This is a genomic window from Planifilum fulgidum, from assembly GCF_900113175.1.
Taxonomy (GTDB): Bacteria; Bacillota; Bacilli; order Thermoactinomycetales; family DSM-44946; genus Planifilum; species Planifilum fulgidum.
Genome location: NZ_FOOK01000027.1, coordinates 1 through 20,289 on the forward strand (window position 1 = coordinate 1; position 20,289 = coordinate 20,289).

The 20,289-nt window shown below is 59.2% G+C and carries 16 protein-coding genes; 7 read left to right on the plus strand and 9 right to left on the minus strand.

What is annotated here, in order from left to right:
• Positions 1 to 120: 120 nt before the first annotated feature.
• Entirely contained in the window at positions 121 to 1,296 is a 1,176-nt protein-coding gene (locus BM063_RS13280; protein WP_143085363.1) for an IS701 family transposase, read from the plus strand.
• A gap of 336 nt (positions 1,297 to 1,632) precedes the next feature.
• Here the strand turns inward: BM063_RS13280 and BM063_RS13285 are convergent, their stop codons facing one another.
• From BM063_RS13285 to BM063_RS13315, 7 genes are all read right to left on the minus strand, one after another.
• Positions 1,633 to 2,163 carry a hypothetical protein gene (locus BM063_RS13285; protein WP_092039895.1) on the minus strand — a complete coding sequence of 177 codons (531 nt, stop codon included), beginning with the start codon at positions 2,161 to 2,163 and terminating at the stop codon, positions 1,633 to 1,635.
• Between the two features lie 212 nt (positions 2,164 to 2,375).
• Positions 2,376 to 3,713, minus strand: coding sequence for a pre-toxin TG domain-containing protein (locus tag BM063_RS13290; protein WP_092039898.1), 1,338 nt, complete (start codon positions 3,711 to 3,713; stop codon positions 2,376 to 2,378).
• A gap of 167 nt (positions 3,714 to 3,880) precedes the next feature.
• Positions 3,881 to 5,455, minus strand: coding sequence for an AMP-binding protein (locus BM063_RS13295; RefSeq protein WP_092039901.1), 1,575 nt, complete (start codon positions 5,453 to 5,455; stop codon positions 3,881 to 3,883).
• A complete protein-coding gene (locus BM063_RS13300; protein WP_245752275.1) occupies positions 5,433 to 7,055 on the minus strand; it encodes an acyl-CoA dehydrogenase family protein in 1,623 nt (540 codons plus the stop codon). The genes BM063_RS13295 and BM063_RS13300 overlap by 23 nt, the downstream gene beginning before the upstream one ends.
• Entirely contained in the window at positions 7,052 to 7,441 is a 390-nt protein-coding gene (locus tag BM063_RS13305; RefSeq protein ID WP_092039906.1) for a MerR family transcriptional regulator, read from the minus strand. Before BM063_RS13305 ends, BM063_RS13300 begins: the two co-directional genes overlap by 4 nt.
• A gap of 404 nt (positions 7,442 to 7,845) precedes the next feature.
• Complete coding sequence (gene dapF / locus BM063_RS13310) at positions 7,846 to 8,688, minus strand: diaminopimelate epimerase (protein ID WP_092039909.1); 843 nt, start codon at positions 8,686 to 8,688, stop codon at positions 7,846 to 7,848.
• Between the two features lie 28 nt (positions 8,689 to 8,716).
• On the minus strand, positions 8,717 to 11,449 hold the full coding sequence (locus BM063_RS13315; RefSeq protein ID WP_281246706.1) for a calcium-translocating P-type ATPase, SERCA-type: 2,733 nt from the start codon (positions 11,447 to 11,449) through the stop codon (positions 8,717 to 8,719).
• A gap of 237 nt (positions 11,450 to 11,686) precedes the next feature.
• Between BM063_RS13315 and BM063_RS13320 the strand changes: the two genes are divergently transcribed.
• A complete protein-coding gene (locus BM063_RS13320; RefSeq protein ID WP_092039911.1) occupies positions 11,687 to 12,880 on the plus strand; it encodes a sensor histidine kinase in 1,194 nt (397 codons plus the stop codon).
• Positions 12,816 to 13,454, plus strand: coding sequence for a response regulator (locus BM063_RS13325; RefSeq protein WP_092039913.1), 639 nt, complete (start codon positions 12,816 to 12,818; stop codon positions 13,452 to 13,454). The genes BM063_RS13320 and BM063_RS13325 overlap by 65 nt, the downstream gene beginning before the upstream one ends.
• On the opposite strand, the gene BM063_RS17355 is transcribed toward BM063_RS13325, so the two are convergent.
• Positions 13,427 to 14,029, minus strand: coding sequence for a hypothetical protein (locus tag BM063_RS17355; protein WP_143085361.1), 603 nt, complete (start codon positions 14,027 to 14,029; stop codon positions 13,427 to 13,429). The two genes, BM063_RS13325 and BM063_RS17355, sit on opposite strands and share 28 nt — an antisense overlap.
• A gap of 83 nt (positions 14,030 to 14,112) precedes the next feature.
• Here BM063_RS17355 and BM063_RS13335 point away from each other — a divergent pair, with 83 nt between their 5' ends.
• The 4 genes from BM063_RS13335 to BM063_RS13350 all read left to right on the plus strand — a co-directional run bounded on the left by BM063_RS13335 (position 14,113) and on the right by BM063_RS13350 (position 19,326).
• Positions 14,113 to 15,045: an ABC transporter ATP-binding protein gene (locus BM063_RS13335; RefSeq protein WP_092039919.1), complete on the plus strand. Its 933-nt coding sequence runs from the start codon at positions 14,113 to 14,115 to the stop codon at positions 15,043 to 15,045.
• A 15-nt stretch (positions 15,046 to 15,060) separates the two neighbouring features.
• Positions 15,061 to 16,353, plus strand: coding sequence for an ABC transporter permease (locus tag BM063_RS13340; RefSeq protein WP_092039923.1), 1,293 nt, complete (start codon positions 15,061 to 15,063; stop codon positions 16,351 to 16,353).
• On the plus strand, positions 16,350 to 17,453 hold the full coding sequence (locus BM063_RS13345; RefSeq protein ID WP_177199163.1) for an ABC transporter permease: 1,104 nt from the start codon (positions 16,350 to 16,352) through the stop codon (positions 17,451 to 17,453). Before BM063_RS13340 ends, BM063_RS13345 begins: the two co-directional genes overlap by 4 nt.
• 151 nt (positions 17,454 to 17,604) lie before the next feature.
• Positions 17,605 to 19,326, plus strand: a complete 1,722-nt coding sequence (locus tag BM063_RS13350; protein WP_092039929.1) for an Rqc2 family fibronectin-binding protein — start codon at positions 17,605 to 17,607, stop codon at positions 19,324 to 19,326.
• A 218-nt stretch (positions 19,327 to 19,544) separates the two neighbouring features.
• On the opposite strand, the gene BM063_RS13355 is transcribed toward BM063_RS13350, so the two are convergent.
• The gene (locus BM063_RS13355; protein WP_092039991.1) at positions 19,545 to 20,096 is read right to left on the minus strand and encodes an O-acetyl-ADP-ribose deacetylase; all 552 of its coding nucleotides are present in this window, start codon (positions 20,094 to 20,096) and stop codon (positions 19,545 to 19,547) included.
• Positions 20,097 to 20,289: the final 193 nt, after the last annotated feature.

A 20,289-nucleotide genomic window follows, 5' to 3' on the forward strand; every position in this document is an offset into this window, starting at 1 on the left:
TACTACAGTTGCAAATAGTAGATTTATTGCATATACTCTCGACTGAACGAGAAAGATTTGGGAGGAACTCCATTGACCCCGCGAGATTCCCGTAAAACGCTCCATCCGTCGTGCAACGAAATATCTAATTGGGCAAAGTCCTTTGAAACCTTGGCTGAACGAATCGGAGCTCACTTTGCCCGCTCCGAAGCACGGCAACGTTGTAAGTCCTATCTTCGTGGGTTGTTAAGTTCCGTGGAACGGAAGAACGGGTGGCAGTTGGCCGAGTATGCCGGGGATCCCACTCCTTACGGCATTCAGCACCTGTTGGGGCGGGCCCGGTGGGACGCGGATGCCGTTCGGGACGACTTACAGCAATATGTCTTGGAACACTTGGCCCACCCCGAAGGGATCGCTGTCGTGGATGAAACCGGTTTTCTCAAAAAAGGGAATCAATCCGCAGGCGTGCAACGTCAGTACAGCGGAACGGCCGGACGGATTGAGAACTGCCAAATCGGTGTTTTTCTCTGTTATGTCTCCCCAAAAGGTTCCACGTTGATCGATCGCCGTCTGTACTTGCCCAAAAGCTGGACGGAAGATCCTCCCCGTTGCCGGAAAGCCGGGATTCCCAAGGAAACAGGCTTTGCCACCAAACCTCAGCTGGCACGGCAGATGTTGCAGCATGCTTTCCAAGCCGGCCTACCCGTGCAATGGGTAACCGGGGACACGGTGTATGGCAGTGACCGCCGTTTGCGTTTGTGGTTGGAGGAACAACGGCAAGCCTATGTCCTCGCCGTCTCGGCCAAGGAATCGGTTTGTATCGGCTGGAAGACCCACCGGGTGCGGGATTTGGCTCTTGGAACCGAGGAAACCGCTTGGGTACGTCTTTCTTGTGGAAACGGCGCGAAAGGACCCCGGGAATATGAGTGGGTCCGGTATCCTCTAAACTGTCCCGATGCTCCACAGTGGCAGCGATGGCTGCTGATTCGTCGTCATCCGGATGAAAAAGAAGACTACGCGTACTATATCGTCTATGCCCCCAAAGATACTCCGCTCACATCCTTCGTCCGGGTGGCCGGAGCCCGCTGGGCGGTGGAGCGATGTTTTCAGGAAGCCAAAGGGGAAGTGGGTCTGGATCACTATGAGGTTCGTTCATGGACGGGATGGCACCGACACATTACCTTGGCCATGGTTGCCCATGCCTTTTTAACCGTCATGCGGGCACAGGGAATCCCGTCGGACCTCCGAAAAAAGGGGAGGGGTTCCTTCCAGAGCTTGACTGCATTCAAACGCAGCCGGGGACTGCGATGCCCTTGACGGTTCCGGAAGTGCGACGGCTCCTGGAAAAAGTCCTTTGGCAACAAGTTGTTCCGTTGATTCATATTTGGGCTTGGTTTTATTGGCGAAGGCGACATCAAGCCATGTCTCGGTTTTATCATTACAGAAAGCGATTGCTTTCTCCGTAAGTACAACTGTAGTATTATCCCTTGTTTCATTACTTGGCCCACAGCCTGCCCCTCACCGGGAACGAAGCTGAGCAGGGAGGTGACCCCCGATACGGCCCTGCTAACGTGCGATGCCGATTGCGCCGTGCCAAGAAAGCCCGGTTCAATCGCGCAGGATCGTACATCAACCAGCAGTTTGGTCCATTTTTTAATCGTGTTTGGTTATTTTTAGTAAATGTTTTTCTATCTTATCAATCTTTTTAACCTCATTACAGTAATCATTACCATTCATAATGAATAACGATGCAAGTGTCTCAAAAAAATATCTTCCTGATTTTAAAAGGGTTGATAAAAACTCGATCTTGGGCAAAATCCATTGATCTTGATCACACCTCAACAGCATGGAATCAGAAGAACGATTCACAAACTCGATTTTGAGCGGTTGATCAGGGAACAATGTTGATGATTTTCCTGAAATCAACAATTCATCTACCATATCAATTAAATAAGACCATAACTGATCTACTAAATCCCAATGTTTAAAGCCCAGGATCATTTCGCCGCAGTATTGAATCAATATGGCTCCATTTATGTAGTATGGATCCAACATATCGGCAATTTTCGAAAGCTCCCCTTTATCATCCAAATCAATGAAATATTTTTTGGGATTTACGCTCGTTTCCTCCAAATCAGTTATAATCACTCCAGGTCGAACAATAAATGATTTGATAATAACCACATAAACGACCTCCCATCATGGAATTGCCCCATTGTTCGCGGATTTTCGTGGCAGGATAAGACTTGTTTTCCTTTGTTTGCTGTGGGCTGATGCACCAAGGCTATTCGCCGAGCTATTTTCTATTCTCCTTTTCTCCGTTCAATTTATTTTATCACTCCCGATATAACAAACCTCTTTCAAATTCCATGATGTTTGGGACGTAGTCCTGCTCCTTACTTCTTATAAAATTGGCCTACTCGCCCCCTGTTCAATCCGACCACGTACTGAACACCATTTACTGTTCCTTCTATTTGATAGCTACCTTTATTTCCTTTTTTAATAAGCGTATCGCGGTTTTGTTTCATGATTTCCTGAATGATTATTGTAATTTCATCTATCGTCATATCCTTATCCAGAAATGTTTGTTTCGACTTTACAGATCCATCCCAATATTTTGGATGATGCCTTTGAAGAATATGCTTCATACCCTTTTTATCAATCATGAATGTTTGATTTCCGAAAGTCATCTTTCTACTTTTGAAATCAGATAAATCATTGACAACTTTATGTGAGTCGACTTTAGTAATTTTGACCAATTTCCCCTTTAACCATCGGTCCGCCTGCTTAAAACCCCCTTTAACAGCCGGCTCCAGTGTATATTTCCCCGCTTGTTTTATCCCTTGTTTCATTACTTGGCCCACAGCCTGCCCCTCACCGGGAACGAAGCTGAGCAGGGAGGTGACCCCCGATACGGCCCTGCTGAAGGGACCCAATTTTTCGTTGGTCACATAGTTCCTTCCGTCCAAGGCTTCCTGAAGACCTTTGATCGGATTGAAATCCAGCACGATGTCAAAAACCGTCCGCTGTTTGACCTCTTGTCCGAAAAGCGTGACCGTTTCATTGGGATCCGTTTGATTGGCCGCCTCGATGCCGAAATCGTTCGCGATGATCAGAGCAGACAAGAACCGGTCCACTTCCCCCCCGCCGAACAAGGTTCGTTGAAATGTCAAACTTCGAAAATAGTCGAAGGGGGTCTTCGGATGCATCACCCGATCCAATGAATTTCCGAAAGCTTGCATAACCGCTGCAAGAGGGTTGGATCGATCCTTCGACAAATGGGACGGCGATCCTTCCGTCGGGTCCACCGATCCGGTCCACGCACGTTTAAACCATGAACCGCCACCATCTTCCTCTCCTTTTCGATCACGGGCGTTGAAAGAATCCGGTTGGTTACTGCCGGTCTCCTTCGGCATCGTTCCGGACGGGGTTTCCTCGAACGCAAGGATCTGCTCAATCTTCTCCCGAAGGGCGTTTTTCACCCCGTCGTCTTCCGCGATAAACGCATACAACAATCCGGCCAGCAGAGCCCCTGCCGCAAGAACAACTACGTATTCGACGGTTTGCGATCCGCGCCGATGGGCCGGCTGAATCCGCCCATCACCTTCAATCGCTTCAGCCACGAATTCATAGCCGAACCTCCCTTTTCTCAACAACGAAAAGGGCAAATGGGCAATCGCCAGTACACACCATTGCCTCAACTTGCCCAACAGGTAGAAGCCAAGCCCTTCCATTCGGAGGAAAAGCCCTTCAGCTAAGTGAGAATATGGGAGACAATAAAAAGCGCCAAAATAAATTACAAAAGGCGGCACACGTTCTGAAGCTGATGCCGAAAAGGAAAAAGGCGCCGGCTATGCCGACGCCTGCGCCGTCTTGAGCTTTGCGCCTATAAGCCGCTCCATCATGCCAGTCCCAACTTCTCGCGCAGGGCCACCTTGTGCACCTTCCCCGCGCTGGTGACGGGAAAATCCTGCACGAACACGAAGTCGTCGGGTACCCAAAACTTGGCGATCCGCCCTTCCTTCACCCGTTCTTCGAGATATCGGGTCAGCTCCTCCTTCTCCACCGGTTCCCGGACCTTTACCGCCGCGAGCGGACGCTCCCCCCAGCGCTCGTCGGGCTTGGCGACCACCGCCGCCGCTTCCACCTTGGGATGCTCCGACAAAACGCTTTCCAACACCCCGCAGGGAATCCATTCGCCGCCGCTTTTGACCGCATCCTTTTCCCGATCCACCACGTACAGGGTACCGTCCGGATGCCGGACGGCGAGATCCCCGCTCCGGAACCATCCGTCCACATAGGTTTCCTTGGACCGCTCCGGATCCTTGTGGTAACCCGAGGGCAGCCAGGGGCTGCGCACCCAGACTTCCCCGATGGTTTGTCCGTCCCGGGGCACCGGGTTCCCGCCTTTGTCGCGCACCTCGATCTCCACCATCGGCAGGGCCCGCATGCGGGTGGCCAGAATCTGATCCGCCTCCGGGGATGCCGGGTCCATCCCCTCGGGAACCACGGCAATGCTCGCCCCCAGCTGGTCCGATCCCCCGTAGATCAGGGAGTACGACACTCCCCTGTCCCGGGCCCTCCGGGCGAGTCCCGTGGGTAGGGGACTTCCTCCAGTCAGCACCTTGAGGGAAAGCGTCTCCCCTTCCCCGAGCTCTCCGAGCAGCATCTGGAGCTGGGTGGGCACCATGTTGCTCCAGGTGACCCCTTCCCTCCGGATCAGTTCCAGCTGTTCCCGGGGTCCCGACCGACCGGGCAGCACCAGCTTCGCCCCCAGGTATGGGACGAACATCGTCGTGCCCCAACCGTGGATGTGGAAAAAGGGGATCAGCGGCATGAATACATCATCGCTCCTCACCGACGCACCGGTCCGGTGCAGGGCGAGGTGGTGGGCCATCTGCAGGGAGGCCCACAAGATATCCCGGTGGCGGTACAGAAGCCCCTTTGGCCGGCCGGTCGTGCCCGTGGTGTAAAAGAGGGAATATGGAGCGGTTTCGTCCACATCGTCCGCAGATTCAGGCTCCTTAGCCCTCCCCTCCTCCACCAGCCCCTCGTAGGCGGGCGTGCCCGGTTCGGGACCTTCGGCGTCCTCCGACAGCCACACCCAATTGGGCACCAGACGGCGCAGCGGCTTTGCCGCCTCGGCAAATCCGTCCCACACAAAGAGCCACTCGTCTTCGGCGTGGCGGATGGTATAGGCGAGATCCTCCCCCGACAGCCGGAAATTGAGGGTATGGATCACGGCGCCGAGCATCGACAGGGCGTAGTGGAGCTCCAGATAGCGGTGGCTGTTGACATCCATCACCCCCACCACCGTTCCCCGGCCGATCCCCATGCGCCCCAGCCGGTCGGCCAACCGCAGGGTCCGCTCATACATCTTTTCATAGGTCAGACGCACCTGGCCGCTGACGATCTCCGAATCCGGCCGGTTCACCAGGGTGTGGCGCAAAAGCTCATGCACGACGAACTTTTTCATCGACCATTTCTCCTCCCCACACTTGAGGCTCCTGCATCGCCCAGTCGGGGTATTCCTCCCCTTTTAGAAAGCGCCGGGCATAAAGCTCAGCCAATCGAGCGTACCGCTCCCCGCCGTGATCCGCCAGATCGTAGAGCAAGGCCACTTGGGCGGCATCGGACAGGCGAACCACCCAATGCTTCGCATACCACTGGGCCGCCTCCGGGGAAACCCCCGCGGCCTGCTCAAACACCCCTTCGATCGCCTCCTTCGCCTCCTTCGCCTCGGGGGTGCCGATCCGCTCCAGGAGGGGAATGAATTCGGCCAAAAACTTTTCGTGGGCCCGCTTTTTCTGCACCGCTTCCAACAGATCCAGCGCCTGGATGTTGCTCGGCCCTTCCCAGATCGGCGTGATCAGGGCTTCCCGGTGCCACCGGGCCACCGCATATTCCTCCAGAAATCCGAGGCCGCCGAACAATTCCATGGCCATCCGGGTGATCTCCGCCGAGTGGTCAGCGGTCCGGTTTTTCGCCATATGGCTGAGGAACCGGGCGTAATGATAGGCCGCCGAATAGGGGGGGCGCTCGTGCCAGGAGCGGTCGAAGGCATCGATGGCGTGGAAGGCCAACGCGGTTCCCCCGGCCATCCGGACCGCCAGATCAACCAGATCCCTCCGGATCAGGGGATGATCCTTGAGGAGCCTTCCAAAGGAACTGCGCCGGCGAACCCGCTCCTCCACTTCCAGATGCGCTTTCTTGGCGACTCCCATGGCTCCGATGGCATTGGCCAGTCGGGAGACGGTGAGATTTTCCAGGGTGTAATAAATGCCTTCCTCCGCCCGCCCCACCAGATAAGCCTCGCTGTTCTCCAGCTCCGCCTCTCCCGAGGGAACCGCCCGCGTCGCGCTCTTGTCCTTCAGGCGGCGCACCCGAAAGTTCAGTTTCCCGCTACGATCAAGGCGCGGCATGAGAAACAGCGCCAATCCCTTGGGACCCGCCTGCGCTCCTTCCGGCCGGGCCGTCACAAGGGCCAGGTCCGTCAAACCGGCTCCGCTGGCAAAATACTTGTCTCCGGTGAGGCGCCACACCTCCCCGTCAAAGCGCGCCACCGTCTGGTTGGCGCCGAGGTCGCTTCCCCCTTGGCTTTCCGTCATCCAGGTCGCCCCGAAGGCTTCCCCGGAGAGCAATTTCTCCTTCCATTCCGCGTGTTCCGGAGCATACTTGTGAATCGCATAGACCGTCTGTCCGGTGATGGTGATGACGCAGTACAGCCCCGGATCGGCGACAAGATAGCCCAGGGCAAAATGGTGGTGCCAGCTTCCTCCCTCATAGGGCGGCCGGTTCATCGGCGCAATCCGTTTGAGCAGCCGGGATTCCACGGGGCTCAAACGGACGCGATCCACCCGGTTTCCGTCCAGATCGTGCATCACCAGCACCGGCGGCGCATCATGATCAATGTGGTACACGGCTTCGTAGATTTCGGTTCCGGCGAGCAGGCCGTAAGATTCCAGTTCCTCGGCATGTTCCCGCCAGGCGGGCCAGTAACGGGAAAGGACCACCTGTAAATCCCGGTCCTTCCGCCAATGATTTTGACCGTAGGCGTAGGACTGAAATTGCATCATGTACTTCCTCCCCGGGTTTTTTCTTCAAGCAGCTGCTGCATTTGCTCGCGAAGTTCCAGGAGCTCCTCGCGGACGGCCTGCAACTCCCGTATCTGCTCCTCAATCTGCGCCAGCTTTTCGTCTCCCTTCCGGATCACCTCCCGCAACTGGTACACTTCCGTGGGATCGAGATCATACCATTCCAACATCTCACGGATTTCGTCCAAGCGAAAACCGAGACGCCGACCCCGCAATATCAACTTCAGACGCACCCGGTCCCGGTCCGAATAGATCCGGCGGGCGCCGATCCGCTTCGGCTGAAGGAGGCCCAACTCTTCATAGTAGCGGATCGTTCGGGTGGTGATATCGTACATCCGAGCCAGGTCGGAAATCGTATATTCGGACATCGTCCTCCTCCGAGACGAAATCTTCTTTTTTTATTTTATTTTAACGTTTACGGAAACGTCAACTTTTGTGTTAATCCCTTTTTTTAGAATTTTTAACAAAAAGAGATTGGGCTTCCGCCTGAAACGACAAACATCTCGGCCACGTTCCCGCGTGAGAACCGGCCCACACCGCGATGGGCGGCCATGCGGCAAATTCCCCGGAGAGAACCATAAGCCCAGGTGCCGGCGAAAAAAAGCGCCGAAACATCGGCGCAGTCAAAAAGCGGGGGACCGGCCTCACGCCTTCCCGGAAACGCTCCGGACCGCCCCGAAGAAGGGGCGGCACCCTCCGCGAAGTGCAAAACGGGCGCGATTTCCGCAAGGGCGATCTCGTCTTCGGGAAAACCACCTTCCCCCGCGTCCTGTCACTCGGGGCCGGGCCATTTTCCCTCAAACACAAACTCGGCCGGGCCGGTCATGAAGACATGATCGCTTTTCTCATCCCATCGGATGTGCAAATCCCCGCCCAGGAGATGGACCGTCGCCTCCCGTTCGGCCTTGCCCGCCAGGGCGGCGGCCACCACGGCGGCGCAAGCGCCGGAACCGCAGGCCAGGGTCTGACCGACCCCCCGCTCCCAGACGCGCATGTCGATTTCCCGGGGAGAGCGGACCGTGATAAACTCCACGTTGGTTTTCCGGGGAAAGAGCGGATGGGTTTCCAGCCGGGGCCCCCACTTCTCCACCGGAAAGGAGGGCGCATCCTCCACCCGTACGACGGCGTGGGGGTTTCCCATGGAAACGGCGGTAAACCGGAACCGGGCGCCGTCCACCTCCAGCGGCTCCTCCACCACCCTCTCCCGGTCGATGGCGGTGGGAATCTCCCGCCCCTTCAGGATCGGCCGTCCCATGTCGACGCAAACGGCGACCACCCGCCCCTTCGAAACCTCCAGCCCCACGCGCTGCAGTCCCGCCCGCGTCTCCACCGTCAGCTCCCGTTTCTCTCCCGAAATCCGTTCAAAAAAATACCTGGCCACGCAGCGAACCGCATTCCCGCACTGTTCCGCCTCCGTCCCGTCCGGATTGAAGATGCGCATGGCCACGTCGGCCTTCTCCGAGGGCAACACGAAGACCAACCCGTCGGCGCCCACGCCGAAATGGCGGTCGCAGAGGGCGCGGGCCCTTTCCGGCGCATCCTCCGGCAGGGCGGAACGGGAAACCACGACAAAATCATTGCCCAGCCCCTGCATCTTGGTGAAGCTCCAGGTCATCCCACAAACTCCTCACATCGTTTTTTCCCTATTTGCGCTCCGCACGCCTCATCCCTCTGACCACATCGACTCCCCCGGCCAGCAGGATGGGAAGGGTCGACGCGGCGATGATCAGCATCCATTCCCGGGCACCGAGGGCCGTGGTGTGGAAGATGGGCTGCAGGGGCGCACAATAAATTATGATAAAGAGGATCAGGACGGAAGACAACACCGCCAGCACCAGGGAGCGGTTTTCCAGGGGGTTCCGGTGGAAGATGGACCGGCTGCTCCGGCAGTCGAAAACGTAGACCAGCTGCGCCAGCACCAGCGTGCTGAAGGCCACCGTCTGGGCCCGCGTCAGGTCGCCGGGCGACTCCCAGTAGGCCACCCAGAACGCCCCCAGGGTGAAAAGACCGATCAACAACCCCCGGGATACGATCTTCCAGCCCACCCCCCGGGCGAAGATGCTCTCCCGGCTGTCCCGCGGCGGACGGCGCATCGCATCCTCCTCCGCCGGATCCACCCCCAGCGCCATCGCCGGCAATCCGTCCGTCACCAGGTTGACCCACAAAATCTGGATCGGCACCAAAGGCAGGGGCAGACCCGCCAGCATGGCCAGAAACATCACCAGGATCTCTCCCACGTTGCTCGCCAAAAGATAGCTGATGAACTTGCGGATGTTGTCGTAGATGCTCCGCCCCTCTTCGACCGCAGCCACGATCGTGGCGAAATTGTCGTCGGCCAAAACCAGGGAGGAGGCTTCCTTGGACACGTCGGTCCCCGTCATCCCCATGGCGATGCCGATGTCCGCCGCCTTGATCGCCGGCGCGTCGTTCACCCCGTCCCCGGTCATCGCCACCACGTGCCCCTCCTTCTGCAGGGCCTTCACGATGCGCAGCTTGTGCTCCGGGGAAACCCGAGCATACACGTCGATGCGATTCACCTTCTCCTGCAGCTCGGACTCGCCCATGCGGTCCAGCTCCCGCCCCTCGACGGCCAGGCCCCCTTCGGTCAGGATGCCCAGCTGCCGGGCGATGGCCACCGCCGTCCCCTTGTGGTCCCCGGTGATCATCACCGGCTTGATGCCCGCCTGCCGGCAGCGGCGGATCGCCTCCTTCACCTCATCCCGCGGCGGATCGATCATCCCCGCCAAGCCAACAAACACCAGGTTCCGCTCCGCCCTCTCCTCGGGTCCGGGGTCCTTCCCCGCCGGAATTTCCCGAAAGGCGAAGGCCAGGTTCCGCAGGGCCATCGCCGCCAGCTGCGCGTTCATCCGGAGCACTTCCTCCCGCTGCTCCCGGCTGAGGGGCACCGCCTTCCCGTTCCGGAGAATGTGGGTGCACCGCTCCAGCAGCACATCCGGCGCCCCCTTGACGAGCAGCATCCGCTCGCCCCCCGGCCCCTCCACCAGGACGGACATCCGTTTCCGCTCCGAGTCGAAGGGGTACTCCTTCACCCGCTTCCACCGGCGGTCCATCTCCTCCCGGCGGATGCCCCCCTTGGCTCCGACCACCAGCAGAGCCCCCTCCGTGGGATCCCCGTCGATGCGCCACCCTCCCTTCTTCCGGCGAAGCATGCCTCCGCCCTCCTCCCGCACCAGGGCGGCGTTGTTGCACAGCACCCCGATCTCCAGCAGCCGCCGCAAAGCCTCCGACCGGCGGGGGGACACTTCCCGCTTCTCCAGCCGGAATCCGCCTTCCGGTTCGTAGCCCGTTCCCGTCACCTCGTACAGCCGGCCGTCCGCCCACACCCGGGTGACCGTCATCTTGTTCTGGGTCAAGGTCCCCGTCTTGTCCGAGCAGATCACCGTGGCGCAGCCCAGGGTCTCCACCGACGGCAACCGGCGCACGATCGCCTTCCGCCGGATCATCCGCTGCACCCCCAGCGCCAGCGCGATCGTCACGATCGCCGGCAGCCCCTCCGGAATGGCCGCCACCGCCAGGCTGACCCCCGCCAAAAACATCTCATAAAGCCCGTGGCCGTGAAGCACCCCGGCCACCACCACCATGCCCGTCAAAATCAGCGCCACGACGATCAGCACTTTCCCCAGCTGCTCCAGGCGGCGCTGCAGCGGCGTCTCCATCTGCTCCGCCGTCTGGATCAGGTGGGCGATCCGCCCCATCTCCGTCTCCATCCCCGTGTGGACGACGATGCCCGTTCCGCTCCCCCGGACCACCATCGTCCCCATGTAGCCCATGTTCTTCCGGTTCCCCAGGGGCACGTCCGCCCGGGGCAGGCGCTCCGCCGATTTGCTCACCGGAACGGATTCCCCCGTCAGCGCCGACTCCTCCACGTACAGGCTCTCCGCCCGGATCAGGCGCACATCCGCCGGGATGCGATCCCCGCTCTCCAGGGCAACGATGTCCCCCGGCACCAGGTCGGCGGCGGGAATCCGCTCCCACACCCCTCCGCGCAGCACCCGGGCCGTCGGGGCGGACAGCTCCTTGAGCGCCGCCAGGGACCGCTCCGCCCGCACCTCCTGCACAAAGCCCAAGATGGCGTTTAAAAAGACGATGGCGATGATGGCCGCCGCATCCAGATATTCGCCCAAAAGCCCCGAAATGAGCGTGGCGGCCAGCAAAACGAGCACCATGAAATCCTTGAACTGGTTGAGAAACACGATGAAGGGAGAGATCTTTTTCCCTTCGCTCAGCCGGTTGGGTCCCACCGCCTTCAGCCTTCTCTCGGCTTCCCCCCTGTCCAGGCCGACGGCGGGATCCACTTCAAAGTGGGCCGCCACCCGGTCGGCTTCCCACTCCACCCAGCGACTTTTCTCCGACACATCGACGCCCCCTTTGTCCAACCTCTCCTCTCTACTTCTATTCAGACAGGCCGTAAAAGATGAATCCCGCCGACAAGACCGGGAAAATGCGCGACAGAACAGGTAAGGGGCATGCGCCTTCTGTTGCGCGTGCCCCTCCTCGTCTTCTTTCAAAAACCTTCCGGCGGCTCGTCGCCTTCTTCCCTCCTTTTCAATTTCTCGTATAATAATATTGACAAAATCGGAAGGAGCTGACCGATGGGAAGGGAAATCGCAGGGTTCCTGATCCGGATCGGGGCGCAGGTTTTCCTCTGGATCGGCCTTTGGACCAGCGAAGCCGAAAACGCGGAAAGCCGTCCCTGGCTTTTGGCCGCGTGTGCCCTGTATTTCTCTTTTTATTTTCTCACCCCTCTATTTTCCCGGGGGAGATGGCTCCTGATCGGCTCCGCCCTGGCCGCGGCCTCCGCCCAGCGGTGGTTCACATCGGGGGAGAGCGTGATCCCTTTTCTCCTCTATTACCTTTTGCTGCTGGAATGCCTGTTTGCGGCCGATGATCGGGACAAAACCCCGGCGGCATCCGGAGTGGCCCTCGCTTCCCTTCTCCCCTACGCGGGACAGACACAGGCACTTCCGCTGACTTTTCACCTCTTTTTGCTGTGTCTCCTCGCCTTCGCCGGAATCAAGGGGAGTGAATGGCGCAGAACGGCGGAAGAGCGCCGCGAGATGTATGTCGGCCTCGCCGGCGAATACCGCCGGCTGAAACGGCGGGCCTACGAAGGGGAACAGAACGCGCGCATCGAAGAGCGCAACCGCATCGCCCGTGACATGCATGATTCGGTCGGACATCACTTGACCGCCCTGCTGATCCAGATCGAGGTCCTCCGGCAACAGTCCGGACGGGACGAGAACCGCTTGGCCCTGATCAAGGCGTTGGCCAAGAAGAGCCTGGAGGAAATCCGGACAGCGGTGCGGACTCTGCATGAAAAGGAGATCCAGGGCCTTTCTTCCGTCATTCACCTGATCCGGCGGCTGGAAACCGACAGCCAAATCCGGGTCAACTTCACCGCCAAACAAGGAGCGCTGTCCGTCCCCCTCTCCGCCGACAAATGCGTGGCCATCTACCGCGGCATTCAGGAGGGATTGACCAATGCCATGCGCCACTCCTTCGCCCGGGAAGTGGATGTCAGCCTGGACCTCCCCGGCGGAAAAAGCATCCGCTTCGAAGTCAGCAACCGCATCCGGGAAGCAAAGCCTTACCGGGAAGGGTTCGGATTGAAAGCCCTGCGGGAGCGGGTGGAACAAGTGGGGGGAAGAGTGGAAATCGTCCCGTCCCGGGAGCGGTTCACGGTCCGGGGAATCATCCCCCTCGATGAAAAGGAGGATATCCATGCCCAACGTATTGCTGGTGGAAGATCAGCACTTGGTGCGCCAGGGATTGAAGATGATCATTGAACAGGATCCCCGGCTGAAGGTGGCGGCGGAAGCGGAAAACGGAGAAGAGGCGGTTCGACAGTTTGAAAAACACCTGATCGACATCACCCTGATGGACATCCGCATGCCGGTCCTCTCCGGACTGGAGGCGATCCGGCGAATCCGGTCGCGCCGTCCCGACGCCAAAATCCTGGTGCTGACCACCTTCAACGACGACGAATACGCCCTAAAAGCCCTTGAACTCGGGGCCTGCGGCTACCTGCTGAAGGACGCGGAACCCCGAAAGCTGATCGAGGCCATCCACAGCGCGTTACGCGGCGGGATGATCCTTCACGACACGGTGGCCGCCAAAGTGATGCCCCGCCTCCTGACCCGGCCCAAAGCGGAGACCCGAACGCAGGACCTCCCGCTGACCCCCCGGGAACGAACCATCGTCCGCCTGGTGGGAGAGGGGCTGTCCAATCGGGAAATCTCCGACGAACTCGGCCTCTCGGTGGGAACGGTGAAAAATCACATCAGCCAGATTCTGCAGAAACTGGAACTTCGCGACCGGACCCAACTGGCCATCTATGCCCTGAAAAACGACCTTGCCTGATGCCCGGGCAAGGTTTTTCCTTTTTGGATGACGCCGGAACCATGACCGAAGTCACGGGGCGTTTCCCTGTTTGTGACCGCCGGCAGTATCTGAAAAAGGGAGGGGGAAGGTAAAATAAACGGGAAAAAACGAGAGATCATCCGATATCCCCTTTGATGGAGACCGGAATTGCGGGAATTCGAACGCTCACGTCTTCCATCGCCTTTTTCTGCCGCCATCCGTCCCTGACCTTCTCCCGCTCGTCTTCTCCTCCCTCCGCTTTTATCAGATGTGGAACCATCTGCAAACCCCGGCATGGATGGAAGTCGCCCTGCTGGCGGCCCGGCTCCTTCTGCCCCGTGCGGGAATTTTCCCGAGGAGATTTCCGGAGGGAATTCGGCGAGCGGTGCTCCGTCCAATTCAGCAGGGATCGGCCCGGCGTGTTCATCGCCCAACTGGCGGTTTTTCAGTGGGCGACCCGCCTTCTGCTGGATCCCTTCATCCAGTGGCCGGGGCTCCAGACAAGGGACCGCATCGCGGCCCATGACGCCCTGCTGTTCTTTTTGAAAAATCATGTGCAACATTTCCTTGAGCATGGTCTATGTGCTCCACATGGCCGGCCTCCGGCCGCGGCCCGGACAAAACCGGAGTCGAAACTGCGGAAAGGAGGATGCGCCCCATGCTCGAAACCCAGGATCTGACCAAGCACTTCAAGGAGGTCAAAGCGGTGGACAGCATCAATCTGTTCATCGAACGGGGAGAGATTGTCGGCCTGCTCGGTCCCAACGGCGCGGGAAAAACCACGGCCATCGCCATGATCGCCGCCCTGATACCGCCGACGCGGGGCGAGGTGCTGCTTTACGGAAAAAGCGTGATCGCCTCCCCCGCTCCCTTAAGGCAAATACTGGGCATGGTCCCCCAACAGCTGGCCCTGTACCCGGATCTGACCGCCCGGGAAAATCTGCAATTTTTCGGCCGTCTGTACGGTCTGAAGGGGAAGAGCCTCGCGGTCCGGGTGGACGAAGTGTTGGAACTGGTCGGGCTGGAAGCGAAAGCCCACCGCCCGGTGAGCACCTTATCCGGAGGAATGCAGCGGCGGCTCAACATCGGCCTGGCTCTCCTCCATGAGCCCCGGTTTGTCATCATGGACGAACCGACGGTGGGCATCGACCCCCAATCCAGGCACCACATCCTGGAGACGGTAAGGCGCCTCAACCGGGAAAAGGGGATGACGGTGCTCTACACCAGCCATTACATGGAGGAGGCGGAAGTGCTTTGCCACCGCATCTACATCATGGACCAAGGGCGGATCATCGCCTCGGGAACACCGGAAGAGCTGAAATCGATCCTCAGTTCGGATCATACCATCGAACTGAAAGCGGAATCTCTTCCCCCTTCCTTTGTGGAAGCCCTGAGGCGGTTGCCGGCCGTCCGCTCGCTGTCGTCGGAGGGACAAGCCGTCACCCTGATCGCGCCGAAAACGGCCCACCTCCTGGACGACCTCTTCCGGCTCGCCCGGGAACACGGCGTCACCGTCACCTCGGTGAACATTCAATCCCCTTCCCTGGAAGATGTCTTTTTGCATCTCACCGGGAAAGCCCTGCGGGATTAAAAAGGGGGGGAGAGCATGCTCTGGGCACTGATCAAGAAAGATTTGCTCCACTTGATTCGGGTGAAAAGGGAACTGTCGACGCTGCTCGTGATGCCGGCCGTCTTGATCGCCATTTTGGGATACGCCCTGGGAGGGGTGATGAATCCGGAACCGAAACCCCTGACCGCCCAGGTGGCGGTGATTCGGGAAGGGAACGTGAAAAAGGAGTTGGAACAATTCAAGAAGGACCTGGCCCGTTCGCCCCTCTCCCCGGAGGAGCGCTTATGGGTGGTGGATAAGGCGGAACATTTTGTCCCTTCGGATATTCTGGTCCGGAAGGTGCTGCAGGGAGAAAAAGGGAAAAGGGCTTTTGCGGTCCGGGAAATTTCCCCCGGGGAGCGGGATTCCGTCCTTCGGGACGAGCGTTTCGCAGGCATCCTCACCATCCCGAAGGATTTTGACCTTAGCCTGTGGCGCTCCCTTTTCCTCCGCGAGAAAAGCGCCGTCTCTCTGAAATTGGAACTGAATGAAAGCCGATTCCTTCAGGGGCAATGGCTGAAAAGCGCCGTCGAATCCTTCCGGGAGCAGATCAACCGGTCCGGCGCCATTTATCGGAGCTTGGAACTCGCCGGTTCCAAAAAGTTGGATCCGGACTTCTTTGCCCCTGATCCGACTCCCTCCATCCGGGGGGAGATCACCACCCTGGAGGGGCGGAAACCCCTTTCTTCCTTCGAATATTTTACCGTGGGCATGAGCACCATGTTTCTTCTCCACGCCGCCGCCTTCACCGCCCGTATCGCCTCCGAGGAAAGGGAAAACCGGGCCCTGGACCGGATCGCATTGGCCGGAGTTCCGGCGTGGCGCTTTTGGGCCGGAAAGTGGCTGGCCACGTTTCTGCTGGCCTTGATCCAACTTTTCACCCTGTTCGGATATGCCGCCCTGGCCTTTGATGTAACCTGGAAGAATCCCGCCTCCTTCCTGGTCGTCACCTTCCTTTTGGCCTTTGTTGCGGGAAGCCTGGCGGTGTTTCTGATGGCCCTCAGCTTCCGTTTCAACACGTCCTGGGTGGTGGAAATCTTCTCCACCAGTATCGTCGTCATCCTCGGATTTCTCGGGGGCAGCTTCTTCAAAATGAACATCCTTTCGGAGTGGCTGGCCCGGCTGGGCGAATGGATCCCCAACGGTGCCGCGCTGACCGCCTACCTGGGCGCGATGCAAGGAGCCTCCCCGCAAGACCTGACCAATCCCCTGACGGTGCTGGCTGGATGGGCGGCCGCTCTCCTCCTGGCAGCGGCCGGCCTCAAACCGGAGAGGGGGAGGGTCCGATGAGGGCAATCCTGTGGGCCGAGTTCCGCCAGGTGCTGAGGCGGCCGACCATGTACCTGTTGATGCTCCTTCTGACCGTGCTCTTTGCCGCCACGTTCGGCCAAAAGGTGACACAGGACTGGACGATCCCCGTCTTCAGCGAAGAAATGGACCAGGGAGAAGTGGACCGGCTGGTGGAGCGATTGAACGGATACAAACCCGATTCCTTCGAAGCGGTGGAAGCCGACGAGGCCCTGCGGAAAATCGACGCCGGTGAATCGGTCATCGCCCTGGAACTGACCGAAGCGGGCTACCGTCTCCTGGCACCCCACCGGGCGATGGATGTGTCGGTGGTGGAACAGCTGGTGCGCGGAACGCTGGAACAGCAGAGGTGGATCAAACGCGCTGCCGAACAGCTGAATCAACCGCCGGAGAAAGTGGAAAAAGAGGTGGCGGAATATCTGAAGCAACCTCCCCTGATGCTGTCGGTCACCACCTTCCGCACCGAAGGAGGCTTCCGCTATGATGCGCAGGCCCAAGCCGTCTTCGGCATGACACTGTTTTACGCCATCTACACCATCACCTACACCGTCGGCCGCATTCTGCAGCGGAAAAAGGAGGGGATCTGGGACCGGATGATCATCACGCCGGTCAGCAGGGCGCGGATCTTTTTCGCCTATCTCCTCTTCGGTTTCCTGCTGGGATACGGACAGATCGCGCTCATCTTCACCCTGTTCCGGACCGCGTTTCGCATGGATTTCGGCGGATCCTTCGGCATGGTGCTCCTGCTGTGCATCCCCTACGTCTTCGTCACCATCGCCCTGGGCATCTGCCTGTGCGCCTTCATCCGTTCCCCTCAACATCTGGATGCCGCCGTCCCCCTGCTGGCGATCAGTTCCGCCATGGTGGGAGGAGCCTTCTGGCCCATCGAGATCGTCTCCAACGACGTCCTGCTGTTTCTCTCCAAGCTGGTGCCCATCACCTATGCGATGGAGATGCTGAAGGGCGTCGCCGTCTACGGCTGGGGATGGCGGGAGGTGGCGGAACCGATGACGATGCTTGTCGCCATGGGCGTGATTCTGATGGGCATCGGGATCCACGTCATGGAAAAGCGGCACGAATGATCCGACCGCAGCGGCCTTCTCCCGGGTTGACCAAGCGCCCCGTTCCATGTATCGTAGACACCAGCGGCCGCGAACCTTCTCCGACGGGCAGGAAAAGCCCCTTTCCGGAGAGGCGCCGGGGCAGGCCGCCTTCCCCAAGGAGGTGGTTCTCATGTCCTTCGACGGATTGGTCACCCGCGCCGTGGTGCACGAACTGCAAGACGCCCTGGCGGGCGGCCGGGTGACGAAAATTTACCAACCCGGTGAATATGAACTTCTCTTCCATATACGTTCCCAGGGGGAAACCCATCGGCTGATCCTGTCCGCCCATCCGGCCTACCCCCGCTTTCACCTGACCCGGGAGCGGACAGACAATCCCAAGGAGCCGCCCATGTTCTGCATGCTTCTCCGCAAACACCTGGAGGGAGGCATCGTCCACCGGGTGAAGCAGGTGGAGATGGACCGGATCGTCCATGTGGACATCCGCACCCGGAACGAGCTGGGGGATGAGGTGATCCGGCGTCTGGTGGTGGAAATCATGGGCCGCCACAGCAATGTGATCCTGATCGATCCCGAGACGGAAACCATCTTCGACGCCGTCCGCCGCGTCACCCCGGCCGTCAGCCAGTACCGCCAGGTGGTGCCCGGCGCCCGGTACCGGAGGCCTCCCGAACAGAACAAGCGGCATCCGCTCTCCATCGACCGTCAAACCTTTTTCAAATCCCTCGACTTTAACCGGGGCCGCATGGACAAACAGCTGGTGGAACGCTTCGCCGGCCTCGGCCCCCTCGTCGCCCGGGAAATCGTCCACCGGGCCGGGATCGGGAGCCGCGAGCGATTGTGGGAAGCCTTTTCCGAGGTCATGTCCGACATCCAAAACCACCGCTATCACCCCAACCGGGTGGTTCAAGGGGGAAAAACCCACTTTTCCGTAGTGGATCTCACTCACCTGGAGGGGCAAAGAACCTCCTTCCCCTCCGTCAGCGGGTGCCTGGAAGCGGTCTTCGCCGGAAGGGCGGAACAGGACCGGGTGCGGCAGCAGGCCCAGGATTTGATCCGCAAATTGAAAAACGAGATCGCAAAAAACGAAAAGAAATTGGAGGTCCTAAAAAGAGAGGCGCATGAAGCCGAAAAGGCGGACACCTACCGGATCTGGGGGGAACTGCTCACCGCTTACATGCACGAGGTGAAAAGCGGGGCCGACGCGGTGACGGTCACCAATTACTACGAACCGGACGCTCCCCCGGTCACCATTCCCCTGGAACCCCATCTGTCCCCTTCGGAGAACGCCCAGCGCTTTTTCAAGAAATACAACAAGCTGAAGGCGGCGCAAAAATGGAGCGAAGAGCAGATCGCCAAGGCCCGCTCCGACATCCAATACCTGGAGTCCGTCCTCGCTTCCCTGGAAAACGCCTCGCCTTCGGAAGTGGCGCAGATCCGGGAGGAACTGGAGGAAGAGGGATGGCTTCGCCCCTCCCCCGCCGCGCCCCGCAAAAAGAAAAAGGAGCCCCCCAAGCCGGCGGCTTTTCGCTCATCGGAGGGCATCCCCATCCTGGTCGGCAAAAACAACAAACAAAACGATTACCTGACCCATCGGTTGGCTTCCTCCACCGACACCTGGCTTCACACCAAGGAGATTCCCGGTTCCCACGTGGTCATCCGCTCCCGCCGCTTCGGCGAGGCCACCCTCAGGGAAGCGGCCATCCTGGCGGCCTATTTCAGCAGGGCGCGTAATTCCAGTCAGGTCCCGGTGGACTACACCCTGGTCAAACATGTGCGGAAACCCGCAGGGGCCCGTCCCGGATTTGTCATCTACGACCATCAGAAAACGCTGTACGTCACTCCGGACGAAGATACCGTGCGGAAGCTGGAGGAAACGCGCGAAAGAGAATAGGCAAGCACCAAAATTCGGCCGGGAGCAAGCTCCCGGCGGTTTGATTTTCGATCAAAGCGGTCACGTGAAAAATCGCTTGCTTCCGGTCAAAAACCGTTGAAGCGCGGCCCCGAAACCGATGAGCCAAAAGGCGGAAGAAGGATCCCGGGGAACAGAGTGCGCGCGCTCGCCAAATTCCCTGCTTCGGCGGACGCTTTCCGCGGGACCGTGTGCCGGTCCTACGCCCTCAACCGGTCCAGCGCCCCTTCATAGGCCCGGTAGGTTTCCTCGTTAAACAGCACGAACCGGATTTCCCGAAGGGTATGCTCCTCCTCTTCCAAAAACCGCTTGACCTCCGACAAGGCGACCGGAGCCGCCTTTTCCACCGGATATCCGTAGGCGCCGGTGCTGATCGACGGAAAGGCGACGGTTTTCAGCCGCCGTTCCGCCGCCCGTTTCAGGCTGTTGCGGTATGCGCTGCGGAGCAGTTCCTCCTCCCCCTTTCCGCCGCCCTGCCACACCGGACCGACCGCATGGATGACGTAACGCGCCTTCAGTTTTCCCGCTCCGGTCACCACCGCTTCGCCGGTGGGACACCCCCCTTCCCGGGCGCGGATTTGCCGGCACTCCTCCATGATTTCAGGGCCGCCCGCCCGATGGATCGCTCCATCCACCCCGCCCCCTCCCAACAGCCCCGAGTTGGCGGCGTTGACGATCGCATCCACCTCTTCCTTCGTGATGTCTCCCTGCTTCAGCCGGATCTCGGCCTCACCGATTTGAATCCCTTTCATCCCGGTACCGCTCCTTTCCCTTGACGTTTTCTTATCATTCATTCCCGGAAACCGGCGGACAAACACGACACATCCCTTTGTTCAATGTCCAGTTATTTAAATCTGTTATATAAATTATGGGAAATTATTCATTTGTTCCTCCTTCGGCAGTCCTTTAGAATAGTATTATAAGATACGGAAAAACAACCAACGA